The organism is Ensifer sp. ENS03 (genome assembly GCF_014852035.1).
GTDB classification, from domain to species: Bacteria; Pseudomonadota; Alphaproteobacteria; order Rhizobiales; family Rhizobiaceae; genus Ensifer; species Ensifer adhaerens.
In genome coordinates, this window is record NZ_JACVAV010000002.1 from 728,813 (window position 1) to 750,220 (window position 21,408).

18 protein-coding genes and 1 other RNA gene are annotated in these 21,408 nt (G+C 63.4%); 6 read left to right on the forward strand and 13 right to left on the reverse strand.

Annotation, left to right across the window (positions count from 1 at the left end; genetic code table 11):
• Positions 1 to 129: 129 nt before the first annotated feature.
• The 11 genes from IB263_RS10315 to IB263_RS10365 all read right to left on the reverse strand — a co-directional run bounded on the left by IB263_RS10315 (position 130) and on the right by IB263_RS10365 (position 11,487).
• Entirely contained in the window at positions 130 to 1,584 is a 1,455-nt protein-coding gene (locus IB263_RS10315) for a UDP-N-acetylmuramoylalanyl-D-glutamyl-2,6-diaminopimelate--D-alanyl-D-alanine ligase (protein WP_060605521.1), read from the reverse strand.
• 1 nt (position 1,585) lies between these two features.
• The gene (locus tag IB263_RS10320) at positions 1,586 to 3,049 is read right to left on the reverse strand and encodes a UDP-N-acetylmuramoyl-L-alanyl-D-glutamate--2,6-diaminopimelate ligase (protein ID WP_192438457.1); all 1,464 of its coding nucleotides are present in this window, start codon (positions 3,047 to 3,049) and stop codon (positions 1,586 to 1,588) included.
• Positions 3,050 to 3,115: 66 nt separating this feature from the next.
• A complete protein-coding gene (locus tag IB263_RS10325) occupies positions 3,116 to 4,864 on the reverse strand; it encodes a penicillin-binding protein 2 (protein WP_060582686.1) in 1,749 nt (582 codons plus the stop codon).
• The gene (locus IB263_RS10330) at positions 4,864 to 5,247 is read right to left on the reverse strand and encodes a hypothetical protein (RefSeq protein ID WP_034792423.1); all 384 of its coding nucleotides are present in this window, start codon (positions 5,245 to 5,247) and stop codon (positions 4,864 to 4,866) included. Before IB263_RS10330 ends, IB263_RS10325 begins: the two co-directional genes overlap by 1 nt.
• Before the next feature lie 6 nt (positions 5,248 to 5,253).
• Entirely contained in the window at positions 5,254 to 6,279 is a 1,026-nt protein-coding gene (rsmH, locus tag IB263_RS10335) for a 16S rRNA (cytosine(1402)-N(4))-methyltransferase RsmH (RefSeq protein WP_060515925.1), read from the reverse strand.
• A 14-nt stretch (positions 6,280 to 6,293) separates the two neighbouring features.
• Positions 6,294 to 6,734 carry a division/cell wall cluster transcriptional repressor MraZ gene (gene mraZ / locus IB263_RS10340; RefSeq protein ID WP_060515924.1) on the reverse strand — a complete coding sequence of 147 codons (441 nt, stop codon included), beginning with the start codon at positions 6,732 to 6,734 and terminating at the stop codon, positions 6,294 to 6,296.
• A 546-nt stretch (positions 6,735 to 7,280) separates the two neighbouring features.
• Positions 7,281 to 7,680, reverse strand: an RNA gene (gene rnpB / locus IB263_RS10345) — RNase P RNA component class A.
• 106 nt (positions 7,681 to 7,786) lie between these two features.
• Positions 7,787 to 8,977, reverse strand: coding sequence for an FAD-binding oxidoreductase (locus tag IB263_RS10350; RefSeq protein WP_192438458.1), 1,191 nt, complete (start codon positions 8,975 to 8,977; stop codon positions 7,787 to 7,789).
• Between the two features lie 290 nt (positions 8,978 to 9,267).
• Entirely contained in the window at positions 9,268 to 9,795 is a 528-nt protein-coding gene (locus tag IB263_RS10355) for a lytic transglycosylase domain-containing protein (RefSeq protein ID WP_034792405.1), read from the reverse strand.
• A 223-nt stretch (positions 9,796 to 10,018) separates the two neighbouring features.
• Complete coding sequence (locus tag IB263_RS10360) at positions 10,019 to 10,783, reverse strand: N-acetylmuramoyl-L-alanine amidase (RefSeq protein ID WP_192438459.1); 765 nt, start codon at positions 10,781 to 10,783, stop codon at positions 10,019 to 10,021.
• Positions 10,780 to 11,487, reverse strand: a complete 708-nt coding sequence (locus IB263_RS10365; protein ID WP_034792391.1) for a DnaJ family molecular chaperone — start codon at positions 11,485 to 11,487, stop codon at positions 10,780 to 10,782. Before IB263_RS10365 ends, IB263_RS10360 begins: the two co-directional genes overlap by 4 nt.
• A 430-nt stretch (positions 11,488 to 11,917) precedes the next feature.
• Here IB263_RS10365 and IB263_RS10370 point away from each other — a divergent pair, with 430 nt between their 5' ends.
• The 3 genes from IB263_RS10370 to IB263_RS10380 all read left to right on the forward strand — a co-directional run bounded on the left by IB263_RS10370 (position 11,918) and on the right by IB263_RS10380 (position 15,050).
• Positions 11,918 to 13,135: a pyrophosphate--fructose-6-phosphate 1-phosphotransferase gene (locus IB263_RS10370; RefSeq protein WP_192438460.1), complete on the forward strand. Its 1,218-nt coding sequence runs from the start codon at positions 11,918 to 11,920 to the stop codon at positions 13,133 to 13,135.
• A gap of 128 nt (positions 13,136 to 13,263) precedes the next feature.
• Positions 13,264 to 13,899 carry a LysE family translocator gene (locus tag IB263_RS10375; RefSeq protein ID WP_113504182.1) on the forward strand — a complete coding sequence of 212 codons (636 nt, stop codon included), beginning with the start codon at positions 13,264 to 13,266 and terminating at the stop codon, positions 13,897 to 13,899.
• Between the two features lie 116 nt (positions 13,900 to 14,015).
• The gene (locus IB263_RS10380) at positions 14,016 to 15,050 is read left to right on the forward strand and encodes a lytic transglycosylase domain-containing protein (protein WP_034792386.1); all 1,035 of its coding nucleotides are present in this window, start codon (positions 14,016 to 14,018) and stop codon (positions 15,048 to 15,050) included.
• A gap of 67 nt (positions 15,051 to 15,117) precedes the next feature.
• Here IB263_RS10380 and IB263_RS10385 read toward each other — a convergent pair whose 3' ends face one another.
• The gene (locus IB263_RS10385; protein WP_192438461.1) at positions 15,118 to 16,470 is read right to left on the reverse strand and encodes a serine hydrolase; all 1,353 of its coding nucleotides are present in this window, start codon (positions 16,468 to 16,470) and stop codon (positions 15,118 to 15,120) included.
• A 128-nt stretch (positions 16,471 to 16,598) separates the two neighbouring features.
• Complete coding sequence (locus tag IB263_RS10390; protein WP_082566227.1) at positions 16,599 to 18,158, reverse strand: EAL domain-containing protein; 1,560 nt, start codon at positions 18,156 to 18,158, stop codon at positions 16,599 to 16,601.
• 178 nt (positions 18,159 to 18,336) lie between these two features.
• Between IB263_RS10390 and IB263_RS10395 the strand changes: the two genes are divergently transcribed.
• From IB263_RS10395 to IB263_RS10405, 3 genes are all read left to right on the forward strand, one after another.
• Positions 18,337 to 19,587 carry a DUF3419 family protein gene (locus IB263_RS10395; RefSeq protein WP_113294029.1) on the forward strand — a complete coding sequence of 417 codons (1,251 nt, stop codon included), beginning with the start codon at positions 18,337 to 18,339 and terminating at the stop codon, positions 19,585 to 19,587.
• A 36-nt stretch (positions 19,588 to 19,623) separates the two neighbouring features.
• Complete coding sequence (locus IB263_RS10400) at positions 19,624 to 20,259, forward strand: class I SAM-dependent methyltransferase (protein WP_089043434.1); 636 nt, start codon at positions 19,624 to 19,626, stop codon at positions 20,257 to 20,259.
• A 239-nt stretch (positions 20,260 to 20,498) separates the two neighbouring features.
• The gene (locus IB263_RS10405; RefSeq protein ID WP_034792376.1) at positions 20,499 to 21,290 is read left to right on the forward strand and encodes a GH25 family lysozyme; all 792 of its coding nucleotides are present in this window, start codon (positions 20,499 to 20,501) and stop codon (positions 21,288 to 21,290) included.
• The last annotated feature ends 118 nt before the right edge of the window (positions 21,291 to 21,408 follow it).

The following is a 21,408-nucleotide window of genomic DNA, read 5'->3' on the forward strand; positions in this document are numbered from 1 at the left end:
AACACGTCCAACAGAATCATCTGAAAAACGATACGCGCTTGCATGCGAAAGTGTTAGGGCGCGCCGCCTAACCTCAAACTGTATCCACCGCGCCATCATGGGCGGTTCCGCCGGCTTTTATTACGCCGGCTACCCCTCGGCTTCGGTTCCCTCGGCCCCGTATTCCTCGGCTTGCGTCTCCGGATAGCTCTCGATCAGCGCCTGCACGATCTTGGCGCAACCGGTCCCCTTGGACGACTTGACCATGACAACGTCGCCCGGCGCGACAGCGGCCAGCGCATAGGCTTTGAGGTCCTCAACGCTCTCGCGATAGATCACCGAAACTTCGGGCGGAAGCGCGTCGCGCAGGTGCGCCATCAGCGGTCCGGCGAGCCAGACATCGGTAATACCGGCTTCGATGAGCGGACGGGCAAGGGCCGCATGCACCTCGGCCGCGTGTTCGCCCATTTCGAGCATGTCGCCGAGCACGGCGACACGACGGCCGCCGACCGGCGGCTCGCTGTCGCGCAGCAGCGAAATTGCCGCCCGCATCGAGCTCGGATTGGCGTTGTAACTCTCGTCGATCAGCTTCAGCGTACCGCCGCCGATCGAAAGCGTGTGGCGCCGGCCCCTGCCCGTTTCGGCCTGCATGGTTGCGAGCGCCGAAGCCGCATAGTCGAGATCGCCGCCAGCAAGCTTCACCGCTGCGAGAACCGCAACGGCATTCTCGGCGATGTGGCGCCCGGGAGCACCGATCGCGACTTCCAACGTGCGACCGCCGATGCCGGCCCAGAGAATGGAACCCTCCGCACCGCCGCTGAATTCAACCAGCCGGAATTCGGCCTTCGGGTTGGCGCCGAAGGAATGGATGTGGCTGACGCCGGCAACTGCCGCGGCGTCTTCGAGCAGCTTGTACTGCGGGCTGTCGTGAATGATCAGCGCGTGGCCGCCATTGACGACGCCTTCGAAGATCTCGGCCTTGGCTTCGGCGATCTGGTCGAGGCTCTCGAAATTGCCAAGATGGGCGGCAGCGATGCTAGTGACGATGGCCACATGCGGGCGCACCATGGCGGTCAGCGGCCGGATCTCGCCCGGATGGTTCATGCCGATTTCGAAGACGCCGAAATCGGTTGCCTCGGGCATGCGCGCAAGCGTCAGCGGCACACCCCAGTGATTGTTGAAGGAGGCGACCGACGCATGTACGCGGCCCTGCGGCTGAAGCACGTGGCGCAGCATCTCCTTGGTGGTCGTCTTGCCGACCGAACCGGTGACGGCGATGATCTTGGCGGCACTGCGGTCGCGCGCCGCACAGCCGAGCCGGATCATCGCTTCGAGCACGTCGTCGACGACGATCATCGGCGCATTCAGCCGTCCGAGCGCCGGCAGCTTGCCTTCGCTGACGACCAGCACCGCGGCGCCATTGGCGAGCGCGATACCCGCATAGTCGTGGCCATCCACGCGATCACCCTTGATCGCGAAGAAGGCTTCGCCCTTGCCGATCGAGCGGCTGTCGATGGAGATCCCCGAGATGCCTTCAGGCAGATTGCCGACCGGCCGGCCATTCATGGCGGCCAGGAGATCGCTGCTTGTCCAGAGCCAGTTCAAATCACAAGCCTCCCAATGCCTTGCGGACCTCCGCGTGATCCGAGAAGGGCAACGTGACGGAGCCGATCGTCTGCCCCTCCTCGTGCCCCTTGCCGGCGACGATCAGCGTGTCGCCGGTCTTCAGCATGCCGACCGCCGTGCGGATCGCCGTGGCGCGGTCGCCGATTTCGATGGCGCCCCTGGCCGCCGCCATGATTTCGGCGCGGATCACATCGGGCACTTCCGAGCGCGGATTGTCGTCGGTCACGATCGTCACGTCGGCAAGCCGGGTGGCGATCTCGCCCATGATCGGGCGCTTACCCTTGTCGCGGTCGCCGCCGCAGCCGAACACCACGACGACGCGGCCGGTCGTGAACGGCCGCACCGAGGCGAGCACGTTTTCCAGCGCATCCGGCTTGTGGGCGTAATCGACATAGGCGAGCGCGCCGTCCCTGGTCTGGCCGACCAGTTCAAGACGACCGGAGGCCCCCTGCAGCTTTTCAAGCGCGGAGAAGGCAGCCTTGGCGCTGATGCCGGTGGACATGGCAAGGCCGGCCGCCACGAGCGCATTGGCCACCTGGAAGTCGCCGGCAAGCGGAATGTGGATTTCGAAGATGTCGTCGCCGACATGCACTTCGGCCGACTGCTTGTGGCGGAAGTGCTCGACCCGCTTCAGCGAAATGTAATCGCCCTTGCGGCCGACCGTTCGCACGTCGAGCTTGGCCTTGCGGGCAGCGGCGATGGCCTGGTCCGACCACTGGTCGTCGGCAAAAATCACCGCGGGCGCGCCCTTCGGCAACAGCGCCTGGAACAGCCGCATCTTGGAGGCCATGTAGTGCTCCACCGTCGGGTGGTAGTCCATGTGATCGCGGCCGAGATTGGTGAAGGCGGCAGCCGACAGGCGCACGCCGTCGAGCCGGCTCTGGTCGAGGCCGTGGCTGGAGGCCTCCATCGCCGCATGGGTGACGCCGGCATCGGCAAGTTCGGCGAGCAGCTTGTGCAGCGACACCGGATCGGGCGTCGTCAGCGAGCCGTAATCGTTACGCCCGGGTGCGACGACGCCGGTCGTGCCGATCATCGCGGCTGCAAGACCGGAATGCGCCCAGACCTGGCGGGTGAAGGAGGCGACCGAGGTCTTGCCGGCGGTACCGGTGACGGCGACCATGGTTTCCGGCTGGCGGCCATAGAAGGCAGCGGCAGCGCGGGCGAGAAAGGCGCGAGGTTCGGAAAGCTTCAGGACCGGCGCTGCCGAAGTGTCCACATCTGAACCAGCTTCGGTGACGACGGCGACCGCGCCGCGCTTCAGGGCATCGGCGACATAGGCGCTGCCATTGGCCTTGCTGCCGGAAACGGCGACGAAGAGATCCCCTGGCTGAACCTGCCGGCTATCGGCCGTCAGTCCGGCAACGTCGATATCGGCGGCAGCGCCGCTCAGTTGCGCCGAAAGTTCCGGGAAGCTCGATCCCGCCAGGTCTTTGATCTTCATGAACGCACGTCTCGCATCGATTTCGATCCGCAAGAATCGCGAATCGTCCGCTTTCTCATTTCATGTCTAATAAGACACAAGCAAGGCAGAACCGTCTTCTCCAAACTTTGGTTCGACACCGAGCAGCGGCGCAGAGCGGCTGATGATGTCGCGAACCATGGGAGCCGCGTTCGAGCCTGCGGTGCGCCCGCCACCCTCGCCGGTCTTCGGCGCGTCGATGAAGGTCAGCACGATGTATTTCGGGTTATCGATCGGGAAGGCCGCGAGGAAGGCGTTGAAGTTCTGGTCGCTGGCATAGCGGCCGTTGACCACCTTGTCGGCCGTGCCGGTCTTGCCGCCGACGTTGAAGCCCGGCACCAGTGCGCGCTTGCCGGAGCCTGCAATGCCGTTCCAGCGAAGCAGGAAGCGCATGTCGTCGCTGGTGCTCTTCTTGACCACCGGTGTGGAGACGGCGTCGGCCTGCTCCTCGGTGCGCGGCAGGAAGGTCGGTTCGATCAGCTTGCCGCCGTTGACGAGTGCAGCACCCGCGACCGCCGTCTGCAGCGGCGTCGTCGAGACGCCGTGACCGAAGGAGATGGTGACCGAGTTGATCTTCTTCCATTCGCGCGGCTGCGTCGGGGATTTCACTTCCGGCAGTTCGGTCGGCAGCTTCGAAAGCAGGCCGAGGCGCGTCAGGAATTCCTTGTGGCCGGGAATGCCGACGAGATCGGCAATCTTCGCGGTGCCGATGTTCGACGAATACTGGAAGATTTCCGGGACAGTCAGCACGCGGCGCTTGCCGTGGAAGTCCTTGATGGTGAAGCCGCCGATACGGATCGGCGCCGAGGCGTCAAAGCTGTCGTTGAGCGTCACCTTGCCGGAATCGAGGCCCATGGCGATGGTGAAGGTCTTGAAGGTGGAGCCCATTTCGAACGTGCCGTTCGACATGCGGTTCATCCAGCCCTCTTCCGCCCCTTCGGCCGGTTTGTTCGGGTCGTAGTCGGGAACGGACGCCATTGCCAGCACTTCGCCAGTATGCACGTCGAGCACGACGGCGCCGGCGGCGAGCGCCTGGTAGTTCTTCATGCCGGCGTCGATGACGTCGCGCACGATGTTCTGCACGCGCACGTCGATCGAAAGCTTCACCGGCTCGAGCTTGGCGTCGCTGGTCATGCCGATCGCGGCAAGGTCGGCCAGCCCCTGGCTGTCGATGTAGCGCTCCATGCCGGCAACGCCGCGGTTGTCGATGTTGACGTGGCCGAGGATGTGTGCGGCGGTGTGGCCGCCGGGATAGAAGCGGCGCTTTTCCGGGCGGAAGCCGACGCCGGGAATGCCGAGCGCCAGGATCTCCGACTGCTGCTTCGGGGTCAGCTGCCGGCGCAGCCACTGGAAGCGCGATTTCGACTTCAGCTTGTTGTAGATTTCGCGGGCGTTGATGTCGGGCAGCACCGTCGACAGCCGCTCGACCGCTTCGTCGGCATCGACGATCTTGTGCGGCTCGGCATAGAGCGAGACGGTGCGGATGTCGGTCGCGAGGATCTCGCCGTTGCGGTCGAGAATGTCGGGGCGCGACGCCATCAGGTTGTCGGCCCGGCCGATGCTGGAAACGGTTTCGGGTGCCGCCATGCCGTATTGCACCAGGCGGCCGCCGATGACGGCATAGACGATGCCGAAGCTGGCGATCACGATGGCGACGCGGTTCTTCGCCTGGTTCGTGGTCTTCTTGCGCGTCCCCTGGAAGGTGACGTTGACGCCGCTTTCAGCCGGTCGGTTGTTGCCGCCCGCCGAGAAGTGCGCCTTGCTTTTCAACACCATGATGCGGGAGAGAAACGACATCAGCGCGCCACCGAGCCAGTTGCGATCTTATCGGTCTTTTCGATGATGGCAGCGATGCCATCCTTGGCCGACTTGTCCTCGGGCACGGGCAGATCGGCCTTCAGCATCGGCAGTTCCTGCGGCTGGGCGAGCTGTGTCGAGGGGGTCGGCACGAGTTGCAGGTCGGCTCCGAAGGCACCGACGAGGCGCTCCAGGCGGTTCGGTTGGGTCAGAAGCGCCCAGTCGGCCCGCAGCAGATCGATCGTGTCTTCCTCGAGCTTGATCGCCACGTCGAGCTTGCGGACTTCCTCAAGCTTGTTTTCAGCGCGGTGCTTGATCGTATAGGTCACCGTGGCCGCGGCCGTCATGACGACGATCAGAACGATATCGAACGTTCGAAGCATGTCTTGTCAGCCCCCCAGCCGTGCAAGGCTTGCCAGTTCCGGCAGATTGAAAATGGACAGATCGTTTCCCGGCGACGCAGCTTGCGTGCGGATACCGGCGCGAAGCTTGGCAGAGCGGGCGCGCGGATTGAGGGACGCTTCTTCCTCGCTGGCTGCCACCATAGGCTTGCCAACTGGCGTGAAGGTTGCGGCACGCGCGGACACCATCGGCAGGTGACGCGAGCCGCTGGCCTTGCCGGAGCGGTCCTGGAAGAAGGCCTTGACGATGCGGTCTTCGAGCGAATGGAAGGTGACGACGACAAGACGGCCGCCGGGCTTCAGCGCTCGCTCGGCCGCAAACAGCGCCTCTGCCAGTTCGCCGAGCTCGTCGTTGACGAAGATGCGCAGCGCCTGGAAGACGCGGGTGGCGGGATGGATCTTGTCCTTGGCCTTGCGCGGCGTCACCACCTCGATCAGACCGGCAAGATCGCGGGTCGTTTCGAAGGGCTGCTCGGCCCGGCGCTTCTCGATCGCACGCGCGATGCGGCCGGCCTGCTTCTCTTCACCGAGAAAGCCGAAGATGCGGATGAGATCAGAGACCTTGGCGCGATTGACGACATCGGCCGCCGAAACGCCCGAAGCCGACATGCGCATGTCGAGCGGCCCCTTCTTCTGGAAGGAGAAGCCTCGCTCGGCCTCGTCGATCTGCATGGAGGAAACGCCGATATCGAGCACGACGCCATCGAGCCCGCCTTCGGGCGCATGGGCAGCAAGATCGGAGAACTGTGCATGAACGAGCTTCAGCCGACCGCCCCACTCGGCGACCTGCGCCTGCCCTGCGGCAATCGCCGTCGGGTCGCGATCGAGCGCGATCACGTCGGCACCGGCCTTGAGGATTGCGGAGCTGTAGCCACCGGCACCGAAGGTGCCATCGAGGATGACCTTGCCGGGCGCAGGCTCGAGAGCAGCAAGCACCTCGGGCAAGAGAACGGGAATGTGACGAACCGGTCCGCCTTCGGCTTCAGAAACACCTCCGCCTTGATCCGTCACCATTCCCTCTCTCCATTCTATTCTGGACGCAACCCCCGTGACTTGCGCCCTTCCCGGGCCGCCGCCTGCGCCTTTTGAAAGGCCTGCGGCTCCCAGAGCTGAAAATAATCGCCCCGCCCGACGAACATCACGTCGGTCGAGATGCCGGTGAAGTCGCGGATAAAATCCGTCATCATCAACCGGCCTTCCGGATCGAGCTTCACAAAGACGCCACCCCCGTGAACCAGCAGCGACATCTCGTTGGCTTCCGGAGAAAATGGATCCTCGGCCGCCATCTGCCTCTCGAACCGATCCAGGAGCTCCGGCCCGCCGACGCTGATCGCCGGAAAGACGAAATCCTGAAAACAGTATAGCTCCCGAACGCCCCCATCCGACAGCACGGAGCGAAACGCCGAGGGAACAGAGACCCGCCCCTTCGCATCGATCCGATTGGTGGCATGTGACAAGAAGCGGTTCATAACGCGAAACGGCCGCCCAAGACTGACGGGCCACGATCATCGACCCGCGAGAACACGTCACTCCGCACGCAAGACAGCCCCGCCGAACAGTGGAATGTCCGACCACCCTCCGAAGCCGGAAGGCATTGGAATCTTGCGATATTGGGCCGCGAAGCAGCCCCTGCGCAGTGCCATTATGGGATATCATGGGACCATATGGGCGTCAATGGGAATGGATCACAAACAGCCGTCGGGCTGATCAAATATTGATAGGTTGTTAAGTTTAACGAAGGGTTACGAAGAGACCCCCACCGTGCGGGAATGCGACGGTCGAACGGCTTCAAATCGTTGAAAAATCAGAATGTGAGAAAAAGCGCAGACACACCGTTGTGCAGAGGCCCTTGCGCGTCATCGCAAGAGAAGAATGCACGGCGGCAACGACAAAACCGCCTAAACCTGCACCGCTGCCAGCCGCAAAAATGGCATGCGGATCAGCCCGATTTGCAAGGCGCGATCCGCGCGCGCTGAACCGTTCGGCCCGCATTGAGAGAGAGAGAGAGAGAGAAAATCGCCAGTTGGCCTGTAAGCCGGGTTCTGTATGGCCCCGCCACCCGAAGGCAACGGAACGTGGCAGCCATTCATCTGGGACTACGTTTGCACGCAGCCTCTTGCAACCCACCCGGATGACTGGCCCGGAAACAGGCTGGGCGCTTGCGCGTCCGCGTCATCCCTATTCGGTCTTGCTCCCGGTGGGGTTTGCCGTGCCGTCCATGTCGCCATGTCCGCGGTGGGCTCTTACCCCACCCTTTCACCCTTACTCCGCAAGCGGAGCGGTTTGCTTTCTGTGGCACTTTCCCTGAGGTCACCCTCGCCGGACGTTATCCGGCACCGTGCTTCCGTGGAGCCCGGACTTTCCTCCCCCCGCGGCCTTTCGGCACTTGCGGAGAGCGGCTGCCCGGCCAACTGGCAGGCGCTCCTTAACGCAAGCCCCCGCCCGGCGCCAGAAAAAACGGCAGTGTTTTTCAAGCTGCCAACAGGGCAGATCGGTCGAGACCGGGTGGATGCCGCCGCACCTAGCGAAAGGCGACCGCGAAGTCGGCGTCGTATTCGGGCTCATCGATCCGGCCATTTTGCACAAGGACAGCGCCGAGCCTGCCGATCTCGTCGGAGCTTTTTGCCGCCTGGCCGTTGCCGCCGGTGACGATGGCGATGCGGTCGCCCTCGGCAAAGCCGATATAGGGCAGCCCGTCGCGGGTAAACGAGGTGACACAGGGTGAAAAGCGGGTGGAGACCGGCCGGAAATCAGGCATCACCTCGGCCAGCAGCCGACGCAGATGCTCGGCCGCTGCCGCACCGCCCGGTCCGCGGAACCAGTGCCGTATCGCCGGCTCGTCACCCAGGATCCTGTCGGTCGGATCGCCGCCGATCTTGATGTAGGTCCTGCCGTCGGCATAGCCGACCGGCGGCAGCAGGTAGTAGCTCTTCTCCTGCTCGGGTGCTGCACCGATCAGCGAGGGCATGCCCTCGAAGTCAGGCAGCTCGCTCGCCGCCACCTCCGCGAACAGCACCGTGCGAGCCTTGACCGTCAAGTCGATCGGCCGCGGCAGCAGTTTGTCGGACAGGGAAAATCCGCCGGCCGCAACGATGACCCGGCCCGCTTCCAGGCGCATGCCCGAGACCGTCGTGACGACAACGCGATCGTCCGCTTCGGAGACGGCGCCGACCTCGTCGCGCACGATCCGTGCGCCGGCCTTCTCGGCACAGATGACCTGCGCCGCAACGAGCGCGCGTGGATTGATGTAGCCGGCGCCAAGTCGCTCATAAACGCCGGCCGTGCCCTCGGGAAAACGGAACCAGGGAAAGCGCCGCGACAGCGCCTCGCTGTCATAGAGCGGCGCTTCGACGCCGAGCGCATCCCGCGCCTTTTCCACCTGCTCGATATAGTCGTAGCTCGAGCCCGGCGCTGGCCCCGCCATCAGGCAGCCGACCTCGTGATAAAACCGGATGCCGCTTTCGCGTTCGATCTCGTCGTAGCGCTCGATCGAGCGACGGGCGAGACGCGCCCAGACGGGGTCGTCGTCGATCGTGCGGGTGATGCGGGCATTGTCGTAGTGGCTGGAAAAGACGCCGGAATGACTGGCCCAGTCGGTCGGCTCGTCAGGACCGACGAGCGCGACGCCAGCACCCGAGAGCGCAAGGTGCCGGGCAGCCGCAGCGCCCATCATGCCCTTGCCGACGACAATGAAATCAAAGCTTTCCGACATGCTCATCCCCGCTCCGCTGACACGGAAGGAGGTAGCATATCGGTGCTGATAGGGCACCACCACTCAAGGATTTAATTGGTGCGCCGGAACGCGAGACCTGTCCGGCTGGAGCATCCGCCATTGCCGCATGGCCGGCGGACGATGCTCTCTCGTCGCGTGGGCAAATGGATCACCCACGCCTGTCAGGCACTAGAGCATTCCGCCCTCAGGTGGAAACACCGAGGCGGCCAGATGCTCTAGAATAGGGATGCCAAGGCGCCCCTCGTGCGTTCGCTGGAACCCACTGCGTTCTAGTCGATGATGTCCTGGACCTTGCCGCAATAGCGCTTGGAAACCGGGTTCATGCGCTTGGCGCCATGGCCGGCATTGTACTTGAGGATCGTGCCGCAGGTGGTGCCGCCCGAAAGCTCATGCGCCATGGCGAGATACTTCATGCCGAACTTGATGTTGGTTTCCGGGTCGTAGAGACCCTTGGAGGAGCCCGAATAGCCCATCATGCGCGCCGTGGCGGGCTTGATCTGCATCAGGCCGATCTCGCCGGCGCTGCCGCGTGCCTTCGGATTGAAGTTGCTTTCGACCTTGACGACCGCATGCGCCAGATCGACGGGAACGCCGTACTGCTTCGCATAGCTCTTGATCAGGGCCGTATACTGAACGTTCTGCGGAAGGTCCGGTTTCGGGAAGCCTGTGGTCCGGGTGACGGTCGGGATGGAAGAGGTCTTGATGGTCTTGTCGACATTCCCCGCATACGACGTACCCATCCCGGCGAAGAACATGCCAAGGCATGCCGCCACCGCAGCAACAGACGATATTCTCATGTAGTTTGAATTCTCCGGTCTGGGGATTGGACCGAAGCGCACCCCGCTTCGAGCCTCACGTCCCGATCGTTTCATTCACAGGACGTGAGCGTTGCGCCCCGAAGTTCCTGCAGTTTCAATGAGCGGGAAATGAACGGCGCATCATGGTAAACATGTGGCAAAGCTAAAAAAACATGCCACGAACATCCGGAAAACAGGCTTCGGGACGAAAAATTCTTCCGCGTCAGGCGACAAATTGCGGCAGCCCGGAAAGCAGGCGATGGAGCGTATCGAGGGTTGAGATGTCGGCGATGCCGTCTACCCTCTGTTGCCGGAAATGCCTTTGGAACGCGGCGACGGCGCCCTCGGTTTTTTCGCAGAAATCACCAGTCACTTCAATGCCGTAGCCATAGAGCGACAGCATCGACTGGATGGCCTCTACCGGCTGACCGCGGTCGCCGCGCTGAAAGAAGCGCCCGCCGCCGATCGGAGCCGGCTCAACCCAGTGCCCGACCCCTTCGCGGTGAAGAACATGCCAGGGAAATTTTTCTCCCGGATCAACCTTGCGAATGGGGGCGATATCGCTGTGCGCCAGCACCCTTTCCGGGGCGATCGACCACCGCTGGCCACAGTCCCGACACAATTCGACGACCGCATCGATCTGCTTCTTCGGGAAATCCGGCAACCCGCCGGGGTGGCCCGGGTTGGCGATCTCGATACCGATCGAACAGGAGTTGATGTCGGTCTCGCCCTTCCAGTAGCTCTTGCCCGCGTGCCAGGCACGCAGCGTCTCAGGCACGAGCTGGTCGACGCGTCCGTCCTCATGAACGAAATAATGGCTGGAAACCTGGCTCTCTTCGCGACAAAGCCATTCGAGCGCCGAAGCGCCCGTTGCCATGCCGGTGTAGTGCAGCACGATCATATCCGGTGCCCGCCTGTCGGCGCGGTCGCCAAAATTGGGCGACGGCATGAAGCGAGCCCCCGGATAGTCGCAGTATTTCGAAGTCATGCAGCTCGGCGTTCTTTCTCGATCGCCTCATAGGCGGCGTTCAGCGCCGCCATGCGATCATTGGCGATCGCGTGGAATTCTTGCGGTACGCCGCGCGCCACCAGCATATCCGGGTGGTTCTCGGAAACCAGTACACGGTAGCGCTTGCGGATGTCGGCGAAATCATCCTTACGCGAAACGCCGAGCACCTGATAGGGGTCGCGACCGTCTCCGTGCACATGGCGGGCCATGATGAGCTCGAAATGCGCCTCGTCCATGCCGAAGATCTCGGCGACCCGCACCAGGAACGCCAGTTCGCGCTCATGAACTGCACCGTCGGACTTGGCGATGTGGAACAGGCCGTCGACGATATCCTCGAGGATCGGGCAGTTTTCTTCGCAGGACGAACACAGCGACGCCATCTTCTCCGCATAGGCCTCGTAGCCGGCGACGTCCTGGCGCGCCAGATTATAGAGACGCGCGACGTTCTGCGCCTGGTCGGGCGGGAACTGGAAGATGTCGCGGAAGGCGGCGACCTCGGCCTCGCTGACGATGCCGTCGGCCTTGGCCATCTTGGCCGAAAGCGCGATCATCGCGACGGAGAAGGCAACCTTGCGCCGTGTCTCCGGGTCGCCCTCAAACAGGGTACGCACGGCCTCGACCACACCGGCAAGCGCATTGCCGGTGGCGGTAACGATTTTGAGGAGGCTGTCCCAGAATGACATGCGAGAATCCCTGTCTCTCCAGCGTATAGCATGGACTTGTGTGGTGGCAAATTGCAAGCGGTGGGATGGTCCGAACCACGAGGATGACGAATTTGTGATGGCACCTCACTATTGTCAATCCATCGATTGGAACTTGCGACAGCTGGTAGACGGAAAGCTGTTCCCTTGGGAACAACCTAGCGATCCGAAGCGGCGAATTTATGCCGAAAAACACGCCAAATGCACCGGCCGCGAAGGCCGCGCCGCCCGATTGCGCTCCTCCGGCTGCGACAATCGGCGCGACACCGAGCCCGCCCCGCGTTTCCGACGGCGCCCGGCGGCCGTTCTCGCGCAGCCTCGACACAACATCCACAGGCCCGTCATTTAAATTCCATCTGATTTGCGCTATGGAGGCCGCACCCATCGCATGCCAAAGTCCCGAGGAGGAAACATGGCCAAGAAAAAAGTCGCAATGCTGACGGCCGGCGGGCTCGCGCCCTGTCTGTCATCGGCCGTTGGAGGACTGATCGAGCGCTATACGGACGTAGCACCCGAATATGAGCTGGTCGCATATCGCTCGGGCTACCAGGGCGTACTCCTTGGAGACCAGATCGAAATTACGCGCGACATGCGCGAAAAGGCCCATATCCTGCATCGCCATGGCGGCTCGCCGATCGGCAACAGCCGCGTCAAGCTCACCAACGCCGCCGACTGCGTCAAGCGCGGCCTGGTCAAGGAAGGCGAAAACCCGCTGCGTGTCGCAGCCGAGCGCCTTGCCAAGGACGGCATTTCGATCCTGCACACCATCGGCGGCGACGACACCAACACGACCGCTGCCGACCTTGCCGCCTATCTCGGCGCCAACGGCTACGACCTGACCGTGGTCGGCCTGCCGAAGACCGTCGACAACGACGTCGTTCCGATCCGCCAGACGCTCGGCGCCTGGACGGCTGCCGAATACGGCGCCCGCTTCTTCGACAATGTCAGCAACGAACAGAGTGCCGCCCCGCGCACGCTCGTCGTCCATGAAGTCATGGGCCGCCATAGCGGCTGGCTGACGGCAGCCACCGCCCGCTCCTATATCCAGATGACCGACGACAAGGAATTCGTCGACGGCTTCATGATGAACCGCCAGATGAAGAACATCGACGGCCTCTATCTGCCTGAGATGAAGTTCGACCTGCAGGGCGAAGCCGATCGCCTGCGCAAGGTTATGGACCGCACCGGCTTCGTGACGCTGTTCGTCAGCGAAGGCGCCTGCCTCGACGCCATCGTCGCCGAGCGGGAAGCAGCCGGCGAGACCATCAAGCGCGATGCCTTCGGCCACGTGAAGATCGACACGATCAATGTCGGCAACTGGTTCTCCAAGCAGTTCGCAGCCCTTCTCGGCGCCGAACGCTCGATGGTGCAGAAATCTGGCTACTACGCCCGCTCGGCCCCGGCCAACGGCGACGACCTGCGCCTGATCCAGGGCATGGTCGACCTTGCCGTCGAAAGCGCCCTCAACAAAGTCTCGGGCGTCACCGGTCACGACGAAGACCTGGGCGGCAAGCTGCGCACCATCGAATTCCCGCGCATCAAGGGCGGCAAGCAGTTCGATACCTCCACCAGGTGGTTCGGCGAGGTGATGGATGTCATCGGCCAGAAGTGGAAGGCCCAGAAGCACTGACCGACACTTGCCGGCGGGTGGGTATGCCACCCGCCGACAACGCTTGATTAGACGTTGACGGCTCCGCGTTTCCGTGGCTGGCTCGGCGAATTGATTGCCGAACACCACCTTTAGCGCGGAGCTTTTTCATGTCGTTCGAACACTGGTTTGCCTTTGCCGCGGCCTCGGCCGTGCTGCTCGCCATCCCCGGCCCCACCATTCTCCTCGTCATTTCCTACGCGCTCGGCCATGGCCGCAAGACGGCGGGCGCGACGGTCGCCGGCGTGGCGCTCGGCGATTTCACCGCCATGACCGCCTCCATGCTCGGCCTCGGCGCCCTGCTTGCCACCTCTGCCGCCATCTTCACCGTCTTGAAATGGGTGGGCGCTGCCTATCTTATCTGGCTCGGCATCAAGCTCTGGCGCGCGCCGGTGGCCGCCGGCGGCGACGCCGACCTCGATACCACGTCGACGGAACGCCCGCTTCGCATCTTCTTTCATACCTATGCGGTGACTGCGCTCAACCCGAAGAGCATCGTCTTCTTCGTCGCCTTCCTGCCGCAGTTCCTCGATCTCAGTCAGCCGCTCTTTACCCAGATGGCGATTTTCGAGCTGACGTTCCTCACGCTCGCGATCCTCAATGCCAGCCTCTATGCAGCCCTTGCGACCGCCGCCCGCAGCACGATTTCCAAGCCGAATGTGCGGCGGATCGTCAACCGCGCCGGCGGCTCCATGCTGATCGGCGCCGGGCTTTTGACGGCCACGATGAAGCGGGCCACGGCCTGAAATTCGACCCCACGCTTGCCGCCGCCAGCCTCATAGGTTAATGGAGATTCACGCTTGGCGGCTGGCAACCGCTGATTTGCAGGGGCTACGGGGCCCAGAAGCACGAAAGTGACAGAATGGCGAATTACCGTATTTCCCTTTCCAAACAGACGTTTGGCGTGGCAGCTTTGTTGTCGGCGACCATCGTCTCGGGATGCTCAACGGTAGAGCACACGTCGCTGGCAGACCTCACGGCCGTGCAGACGGTTACGCCCCTCGCAAAGCCCGGCACCGAAATGACCGCCTATGCACTGCCGACGCCCGACGGCGCCGCCACCGCAACGAGCGCGGCCTTGACAGCTCAGACCGCTGGCGTCGCCGCCACCTATCCGGTCGCGACCGATCTGGCACAGGGTGCAGAAGCAGCACCCGCACTGGTCGCGGTCCCCGCGGCCAAGCCGGGCGACACCATGGCGCTTGCCATGGTTGCCCCGACGACGCAGACCGGCGCCAGCGCGGCGATTGCCGCTGCGGAAGCCCCCTCGCCCGCCGACTCCACTCAGGTGGCATCCGCCGCCCTCTCGCCGGCGGCAACCAAGACCGCTCGCGTCCAGGACCTGCCGGTCTCGACGCTCGCAGTTGCAGCCGCGATGGAATCGGACTTCGACACCGGCGAACCGGTCGGCCTCGAAACGCTGGTCGCCAACCGCATGATCGTTCCGACCGAGCGCCCGAAGACCGGCGTCATCGGCTCGACGGTGGCCGCAGTCGCCAACGTCATCCCGGATTCGATGAAGTTCACCAAGACGCCGACGAGCTCGCGTCCCGAACTCGACAAGATGATCAAGTACTATGCCGATCTCAACGGCATTCCGGTGGAACTGGTGCACCGCGTCGTCAAGCGCGAGAGCAACTACAATCCGCGCGCCTACAGCAAGGGCAATTACGGCCTGATGCAGATCCGCTACAACACCGCCAAGGGTCTCGGCTATGACGGTCCGGCGGAAGGTCTGTTCGACGCCGAAACCAACCTCAAATACGCGACCAAGTATCTGCATGGCGCCTGGATGGTGGCCGACAACCAGCATGACAGCGCAGTAAAGCTCTATGCCAGCGGCTATTACTATCACGCCAAGCGCAAGGGCCTGCTCGAAGAACTCGGCATGAAGTAAGCCGGCCACCCGGCTGGCCCGAAGCGAAGCTGCTTCTCGATGGTTCAGGAATCCCCTTACGAGGCGCTCAATCGAGCGCCTCTATTATTTTGGCGTTGAGCTTCTGCACGTCATAGCCGAGCCGCGAAGGCGTAAGCCCCAGTCGCACGACCGCCAGCTTCAGCGAAGGCACCAGCATGATCGCCTGGCCGTCATGCCCGAGCATCCAGAAGGCATCTGCCGGGAAACTGCCCGTTCCCGCCCGCGCGCCGTTTTCCTCCAGCCATACCTGGCCCTGGCCGTATTTGCCGCCCGATGCCTTGGTCGGCGTGCGCATGAAGGCGACATAGTCCTTCGGTAGCATCGCCCTCCCCTTCCAGACACCGTCCTGCAGCAGGAGCTGCGCGAACCGCGCCCAGTCCTGCGTCGTCGCATACATGTAGGAGGAACCGACGAAGGTGCCGCTCTCGTCCGTCTCCAGGACGGCGCTTGTCATGCCGAGCGGCGCAAACAAAGCGTCATAGGGAAAGGCAAGCGCTGTCGCCGGATCGTCGAAGGTGCGCATCCAGATCCGCGACAGCAGCGTGCTGGTGCCGCTGGAATAGCTGAAGTTTGTGCCGGGCTTTGCACCCAACGTCCGCGTCGCGGCAAAACCCGCCATGTCCCTTTCCAGATAGAGCATGCGCGTCACGTCGGTGACGGCGCCATAATTCTCGTTGAAGGCAAGCCCGCTCTGCATCCCCATCAGGTCCGCAAGCGTGATGCCCGCCCGCTCGTCCCCGGCCCATTCCGGCAGCAGGTCGCCCTGCGACACGTCCATGCGCCCTTCTGCAATCCTGAGGCCAATCAGCGCCGCCGTCACCGACTTGGTCATCGACCAGCCGAGCAACGGCGTCGAACGGTCGAAACCCTGGCCATAGGTTTCCGCCACCAGTTGGCCGTCGTGGATCACGGCGATCGCCCGCATGCCCGGCCCGGCGAGGTCAGCGTCCTCGACGAGCTTCTGCAAGGACGGCTCGATCACGGCCCCCTCGCCTTCGGGCCAGGCCACACCCGGCACGGGCGCTGAAGCGGCGGTTTTCGTTTCGATCGGTGCCAGAGCCGCGGCATCGCCGTCCGGCAGGCTGGCGCAGCCGGCACCCGGACGATAGGCCGCGTAACCCGGTGCGGCAAAACCGAGGATGCGCGCCGTCACCAGCTGTTTCTCTTTGTCGACACCGACGCGCACCAGCTTGAGCAAGGGATGGCCGGGGGCCTGCACGTCGTCGGCGAGCACAGCCTGGGCATCGCGCTCGGCGATGAAGACGTTGGAACAGACGATTTTCGCCGCATAGCCGTCGCCGACCTTCAGCAGTTCCGGCGGCGCCAGCGCAAGCCAACCGAACAGACCGACGACGATGAGCGCCAGCACGGCACCCGAAATCTTCAACAAACGTCCCATGCGATCCTCCGGCCTGATGCGCAAAGAGAACCAGCATTTTGCTGCAAGGGAAAGCCCGGCCGCCTCAACTTTTCATATTGGAAAAACGCACAAGCAGTCGAAAAAAGTGCAGCGCTTCGAGCTCTCGCTCACGCACTCGCAGAGAGGCGCGCCTCTCCCGCTTCGCCGTCGCCGACGAGCACCGACACGTCGGCCATAACAGGCGAAACCCAGGGACCGCGGATCTCGGCAGCGCCACAGGCCCGCGCGCAATCCGCCTCGCTCTCCTTCTCGACACCGCTGACGGCGATCGAAAGCCGCAGCACCTGTCCGGTCTTGATCAGGCAGGCGAGCAACGCCACGCTGCGTTCGCTGCCATGTGCGGCCCGCACGGCGGCGAGATCGACGGTCACCTGGTCGGGCTGCACGTCGGAGATCTGGTTCAGGGGCAGCGACGAAGCGGAGCCGCCGCCAAGCGCGACGCGAACGCCGAGCGCGCGCAGCCCCCGCAAGTTTTCGGTGACGATGACGAGATCGTCCGTCGAGACGCCCTCGGCGACCTCGATCGTCAGGCGTTCCGGCGAAAGGCCAGCATCCGAAAGGCACCGCTCCACCTGCGTGACGAAATCGCGGTCGCGCAGTTGCGAGACGAAGGGCGCAATCGTCAGCCCTTTCGGGAAAGACCAGCCGGCCGCCTGCCTGCAGGCGGACTGAAGCGCCCAGGCGGCAAGCGCCAGCGTAGTCGCGCTCTGCTCCGGCGGCTCGAACGTTTCCGCGCCGATGACGCCGAGATGCGGATGCCGCCAGCGCAGCAGCGCCTGGAACCCACCGATGGAGCCGCTTTCGATGCCGAGGATCGGCAGGAATGCGAGAAAGAACTCCTCTGCCTCGAAACCACGCGTAAGATCGCGCTCGGCTTCCGCCCGCTGCCGCACGGCATGGCTCAGGGTTTCCGAGTGGAAGGCATGACTGTTGCCGCTGATCGCCTTGGCTTCGTAAAGCGCCAGGTCCGCCCTTTTCAACACGTCGGATGTCGATTTGTCCGACCGCTCGATGAAGGCGATGCCGATGCTGCAGCCTGAAGCGATGCGCGTTTCCCCGAGATCGAACGGCGCTTCGAACAGCTTTTCCACCCGCGTTGCGAGCATTTCCGCATCGGCCTGAGACGGCGCGCACGCGGCCGCAAGCACGAACTCGTCACCGCCGAGGCGGTAGACCGTCGCCTCGCCGGCAAAGGCACGCCTGAGCCGGGCGCCGAACAGAGCCAGCAACCGGTCGCCGGCGTCATGTCCCAGCGTGTCGTTGATCACCTTGAAGCGATCGAGATCGAGAAGAAGCAAGGCGTTGCGCGCAAACGCGGCACCTTCTGCGCTGAGTGCCTGGCTGATATCGGCCTCGAGCGCAGCGCGGTTTGCAAGCCCAGTCAGCTTGTCGCGATGGACTTCGTTGCGCAGGCGACGCTCGGCGCGCCGCGCGGCACGCAGCTCCAGCTCAAGCCGGCGCGAGTAGCGCCAGCGATAGAAGGAGCCGCCGAGGATGAAAGGCATGGCGCCGGCCGCCATAACGGCAGGGACGTCCCAATGCGGCGCCATCTGGTCGGGAAGAGCGGTTCCGCTGGCAAGCCACGCCACAGAAACCAGAGCCCCCAATGCCGCGCCGGCAGCCGCAAATCGCTGCTCGGGCTTCGGCAGAAACGTACCTAACATCATGTCGACGCCCCCCGTATGTAAGGCGGTGCTAGCACGTCAGGGTTTAATGAATTCTTATGGGTGAAAAATTGTAGATTTGCATTCCGGAGACCGCCCCGGCCCTGTGAGAAAGCCCGTCATCAAAGTGTAGCCGAGTCACTTTAGAAGCGCCTAAGTTTCAACTGGATGACCGTCTGAGATGAATGAAATCGCTTCCGACGTTGGCTTTGGCAGAAAAAATCCGAAGCTGAAAAACGCCCTGCTCCAGCACAAGACCCTCTCCCTCGCAGGCTTCTCGGAACGTCTGTTCGGCCTGCTCTTTTCGGGCCTCGTCTATCCGCAGATCTGGGAAGATCCGATCGTCGACATGGAGGCGATGCAACTGACCCCGGAAAGCCGGATCGTCACCATCGGCTCCGGCGGCTGCAACATGCTGACCTATCTGTCGGCCGGCCCACGGAAAATAGACGTCGTCGACCTCAACCCGCACCATATCGCGCTCAACCGCCTGAAGCTCGCAGCCTTCCGCCATCTGCCGAGCCACAAGGATGTCACGCGCTTCCTGGCGATCCAGGGCACGACGACCAACGTCCAGGCTTTCGATCTTTTCCTCGCGCCGAAGCTTGATACAGCGACGCGCAGCTACTGGACCCGCCGCGACATGACCGGTCGCCGGCGTATCGGCGTCTTTGGCCGCAATATCTACCGCACCGGTCTGCTCGGCCGCTTCATTGCCGCCAGCCACCTGCTTGCCCGCCTGCACGGCGTCAATCCGGAGGACTTCGTCCAGGCGCGCTCCATGCGCGAACAGCGGCAGTTCTTCGACGAGCGCCTGGCGCCTCTCTTCGATCGTCCCGTCATCCGCTGGATCACCGGGCGCAAGAGCTCCCTCTTCGGCCTCGGCATTCCGCCGCAGCAGTTCGACGAGCTCGCAAGCCTGAGTGCCGAAAAGTCGCTCGCCGCCGTTCTGCGCCATCGCCTGGAAAAGCTCACCTGTCACTTCCCGCTGCGCGAAAACTACTTCGCCTGGCAGGCCTTCGGCCGCCGCTACCCGCTGCCGCATGAAGGCGACCTGCCGCCCTATCTCGACGCCGGCGCCTATGAGGCGATCCGCAACAATGCCGAGCGCGTCGAGGTACATCACGCAAGCTTCACCGAGCTTCTCGCCGGCAAATCCGCCGGCTCGGTCGACCGCTATATCCTGCTCGACGCGCAGGACTGGATGACCGACCAGCAGCTGAACGACCTCTGGACCGAGATCACCCGCACGGCGGATGAGGGCGCAGTCGTGATCTTCCGCACTGCGGCGGAAGACAGCATCCTGCCCGGCCGTGTCTCCTCGGCCCTGCTCGACCAGTGGCACTACGATGCCGAAACCTCACTACGGCTCGGCGCCGAAGACCGCTCCGCCATCTATGGCGGCTTCCACATCTACCGCAGGAAGGGCTGAGACGTGCAACAGGCCGGGATCTCCCACGCGCGGCGCATGGACCATATGTACCGCTATCAGCGGCACTTCTACGATCTCACGCGGAAGTACTACCTCTTCGGCCGCGACACGCTGATCCGCGACATGAACCCGGCCTCCGGTGCCTCGGTGCTTGAGGTCGGCTGCGGCACCGGCCGCAATCTGGCGCTGATCGGCCGCTGTTTCCCGTCGGCCCGCCTGTTCGGGCTCGACATATCCCAGGAAATGCTGATCTCGGCCGGCGCGAAGCTCAACCGTGGCGGCAACAGGCGCGCCACGCTGCATGTCGCTGACGCAACGGACTTCGACCCGGCGATCTTCGGCGAAAGGGGTTTCGATCACATCGTCATCTCCTACTCGCTGTCGATGATCCCCGACTGGCAGAAGGCGATCGACGCGGCGATCGCAGCGCTTAATCCGGGCGGCTCGCTGCACATTGCCGATTTCGGCCAGCAGGAACGCCTGCCGACGAGCTTCCGCCGGGCGCTGCACGGCTGGCTCAACCGCTTCCACGTGACGCCGCGCGAGCGGCTGTTCGACGTGTTACGCGAGAAAGCCCGCGAAAATGGCGCCGATCTCGAGCGGCGCACGATCGGCCGCGGCTATGCCTGGCTCGCCGTCTATCACCGCCCTTCCGTGGCGATCGCCGCCTGAGCGGCAGGCGGTTTACACAAAGGTTTTGCATCCCGCCTGAGGGCAGCCATTCCGGCAAGCGCCGAAACCGCCTGGTTTTCGGCGCTTTTGCGCTTTTCTGCCGTCCGCAATTCCCGCTTGAGCTAACTCAATTTTTACGATGATATGGTGAAAATGGGGTTCACGCCTCACTGGGGAAATCACCGACAGGAAGCCATCGTGTGAGGCAGGATCATCGATCGTCTCTAGACAGGAAAATCATGCGCCGGCTTCTCCTGGCTCTCTTGCCGCTTGCCACCCTTCTTTCCGGCTGCTCGTCGACGGACTATGACCTGATGCAGACGGCATCGATCCCGCCGCGCTTCCACGATACGGACCCGCAGAACTTCGGCGACCGGACCCCGCAGCACCACAATATCCACGGCATCGACGTTTCGAAATGGAATGGCGATATCGACTGGATGAAGGTGAAGAACTCGGGCGTCTCCTTCGCCTTCATCAAGGCGACGGAAGGCAAGGACCGGGTCGATACCCGCTTTCCCGAATACTGGCAGAAGGCACGGGCCGCCGGCATCCCTTATGCGCCCTATCACTTCTACTATTTCTGCTCGACCGCCGACGACCAGGCCGATTGGTTCATCGCCAACGTGCCGAAGAGCGCGGTCTATCTGCCGCCGGTTCTCGACGTCGAGTGGAACGGCGAATCGAAGACCTGCCGCCATCGCCCGACGCCGGACGAAGTGCGCGTCGAGATGAAGCGCTTCATGGACCGGCTCGAAGCCCATTACGGCAAGCGCCCGATCATCTACACCTCGGTCGACTTCCACCGCGACAATCTCGTCGACCAGTTCAAGGAACATCACTTCTGGGTGCGCTCGGTCGCCAAGCATCCGGGTGAGGTCTACGTCGAGCGCCGCTGGGCGTTCTGGCAATATACCAGCACCGGGGTCATCCCCGGCATCGACGGCGCCACCGATATCAATGTCTTCGCCGGCTCGGCGAAAAACTGGAAGAACTGGGTCGCCGCGGTCTCGCAGCCGAAGCAGAACTGACATTCCTGCCGACAGGTGCGGCAGGAAGACCCATTTTCTTCTTTCGGTCATAATGCTCTGAGAGAGCAACGACAGATTTCGCAGCGATTTGATTGCCCGTGGTGGTGCAAGGCGCCCC

Coding starts and splice junctions, on each gene's coding strand:
- IB263_RS10375 (WP_113504182.1), top strand. CDS start 13,264: ATGTCGTTCGAACACTGGTTTGCCTTTGCCGCGGCCTCGGCCGTGCTG.
- IB263_RS10320 (WP_192438457.1), bottom strand. CDS start 3,049: ATGAAGATCAAAGACCTGGCGGGATCGAGCTTCCCGGAACTTTCGGCG.
- IB263_RS10400 (WP_089043434.1), top strand. CDS start 19,624: ATGGACCATATGTACCGCTATCAGCGGCACTTCTACGATCTCACGCGG.
- IB263_RS10405 (WP_034792376.1), top strand. CDS start 20,499: ATGCGCCGGCTTCTCCTGGCTCTCTTGCCGCTTGCCACCCTTCTTTCC.
- IB263_RS10385 (WP_192438461.1), bottom strand. CDS start 16,470: ATGGGACGTTTGTTGAAGATTTCGGGTGCCGTGCTGGCGCTCATCGTC.
- IB263_RS10395 (WP_113294029.1), top strand. CDS start 18,337: ATGAATGAAATCGCTTCCGACGTTGGCTTTGGCAGAAAAAATCCGAAG.
- IB263_RS10390 (WP_082566227.1), bottom strand. CDS start 18,158: ATGATGTTAGGTACGTTTCTGCCGAAGCCCGAGCAGCGATTTGCGGCT.
- IB263_RS10370 (WP_192438460.1), top strand. CDS start 11,918: ATGGCCAAGAAAAAAGTCGCAATGCTGACGGCCGGCGGGCTCGCGCCC.
- mraZ (WP_060515924.1), bottom strand. CDS start 6,734: ATGAACCGCTTCTTGTCACATGCCACCAATCGGATCGATGCGAAGGGG.
- IB263_RS10365 (WP_034792391.1), bottom strand. CDS start 11,487: ATGTCATTCTGGGACAGCCTCCTCAAAATCGTTACCGCCACCGGCAAT.
- IB263_RS10360 (WP_192438459.1), bottom strand. CDS start 10,783: ATGACTTCGAAATACTGCGACTATCCGGGGGCTCGCTTCATGCCGTCG.
- IB263_RS10380 (WP_034792386.1), top strand. CDS start 14,016: ATGGCGAATTACCGTATTTCCCTTTCCAAACAGACGTTTGGCGTGGCA.
- IB263_RS10325 (WP_060582686.1), bottom strand. CDS start 4,864: ATGTCGTTTCTCTCCCGCATCATGGTGTTGAAAAGCAAGGCGCACTTC.
- IB263_RS10355 (WP_034792405.1), bottom strand. CDS start 9,795: ATGAGAATATCGTCTGTTGCTGCGGTGGCGGCATGCCTTGGCATGTTC.
- IB263_RS10330 (WP_034792423.1), bottom strand. CDS start 5,247: ATGCTTCGAACGTTCGATATCGTTCTGATCGTCGTCATGACGGCCGCG.
- IB263_RS10350 (WP_192438458.1), bottom strand. CDS start 8,977: ATGTCGGAAAGCTTTGATTTCATTGTCGTCGGCAAGGGCATGATGGGC.
- rsmH (WP_060515925.1), bottom strand. CDS start 6,279: ATGGTGACGGATCAAGGCGGAGGTGTTTCTGAAGCCGAAGGCGGACCG.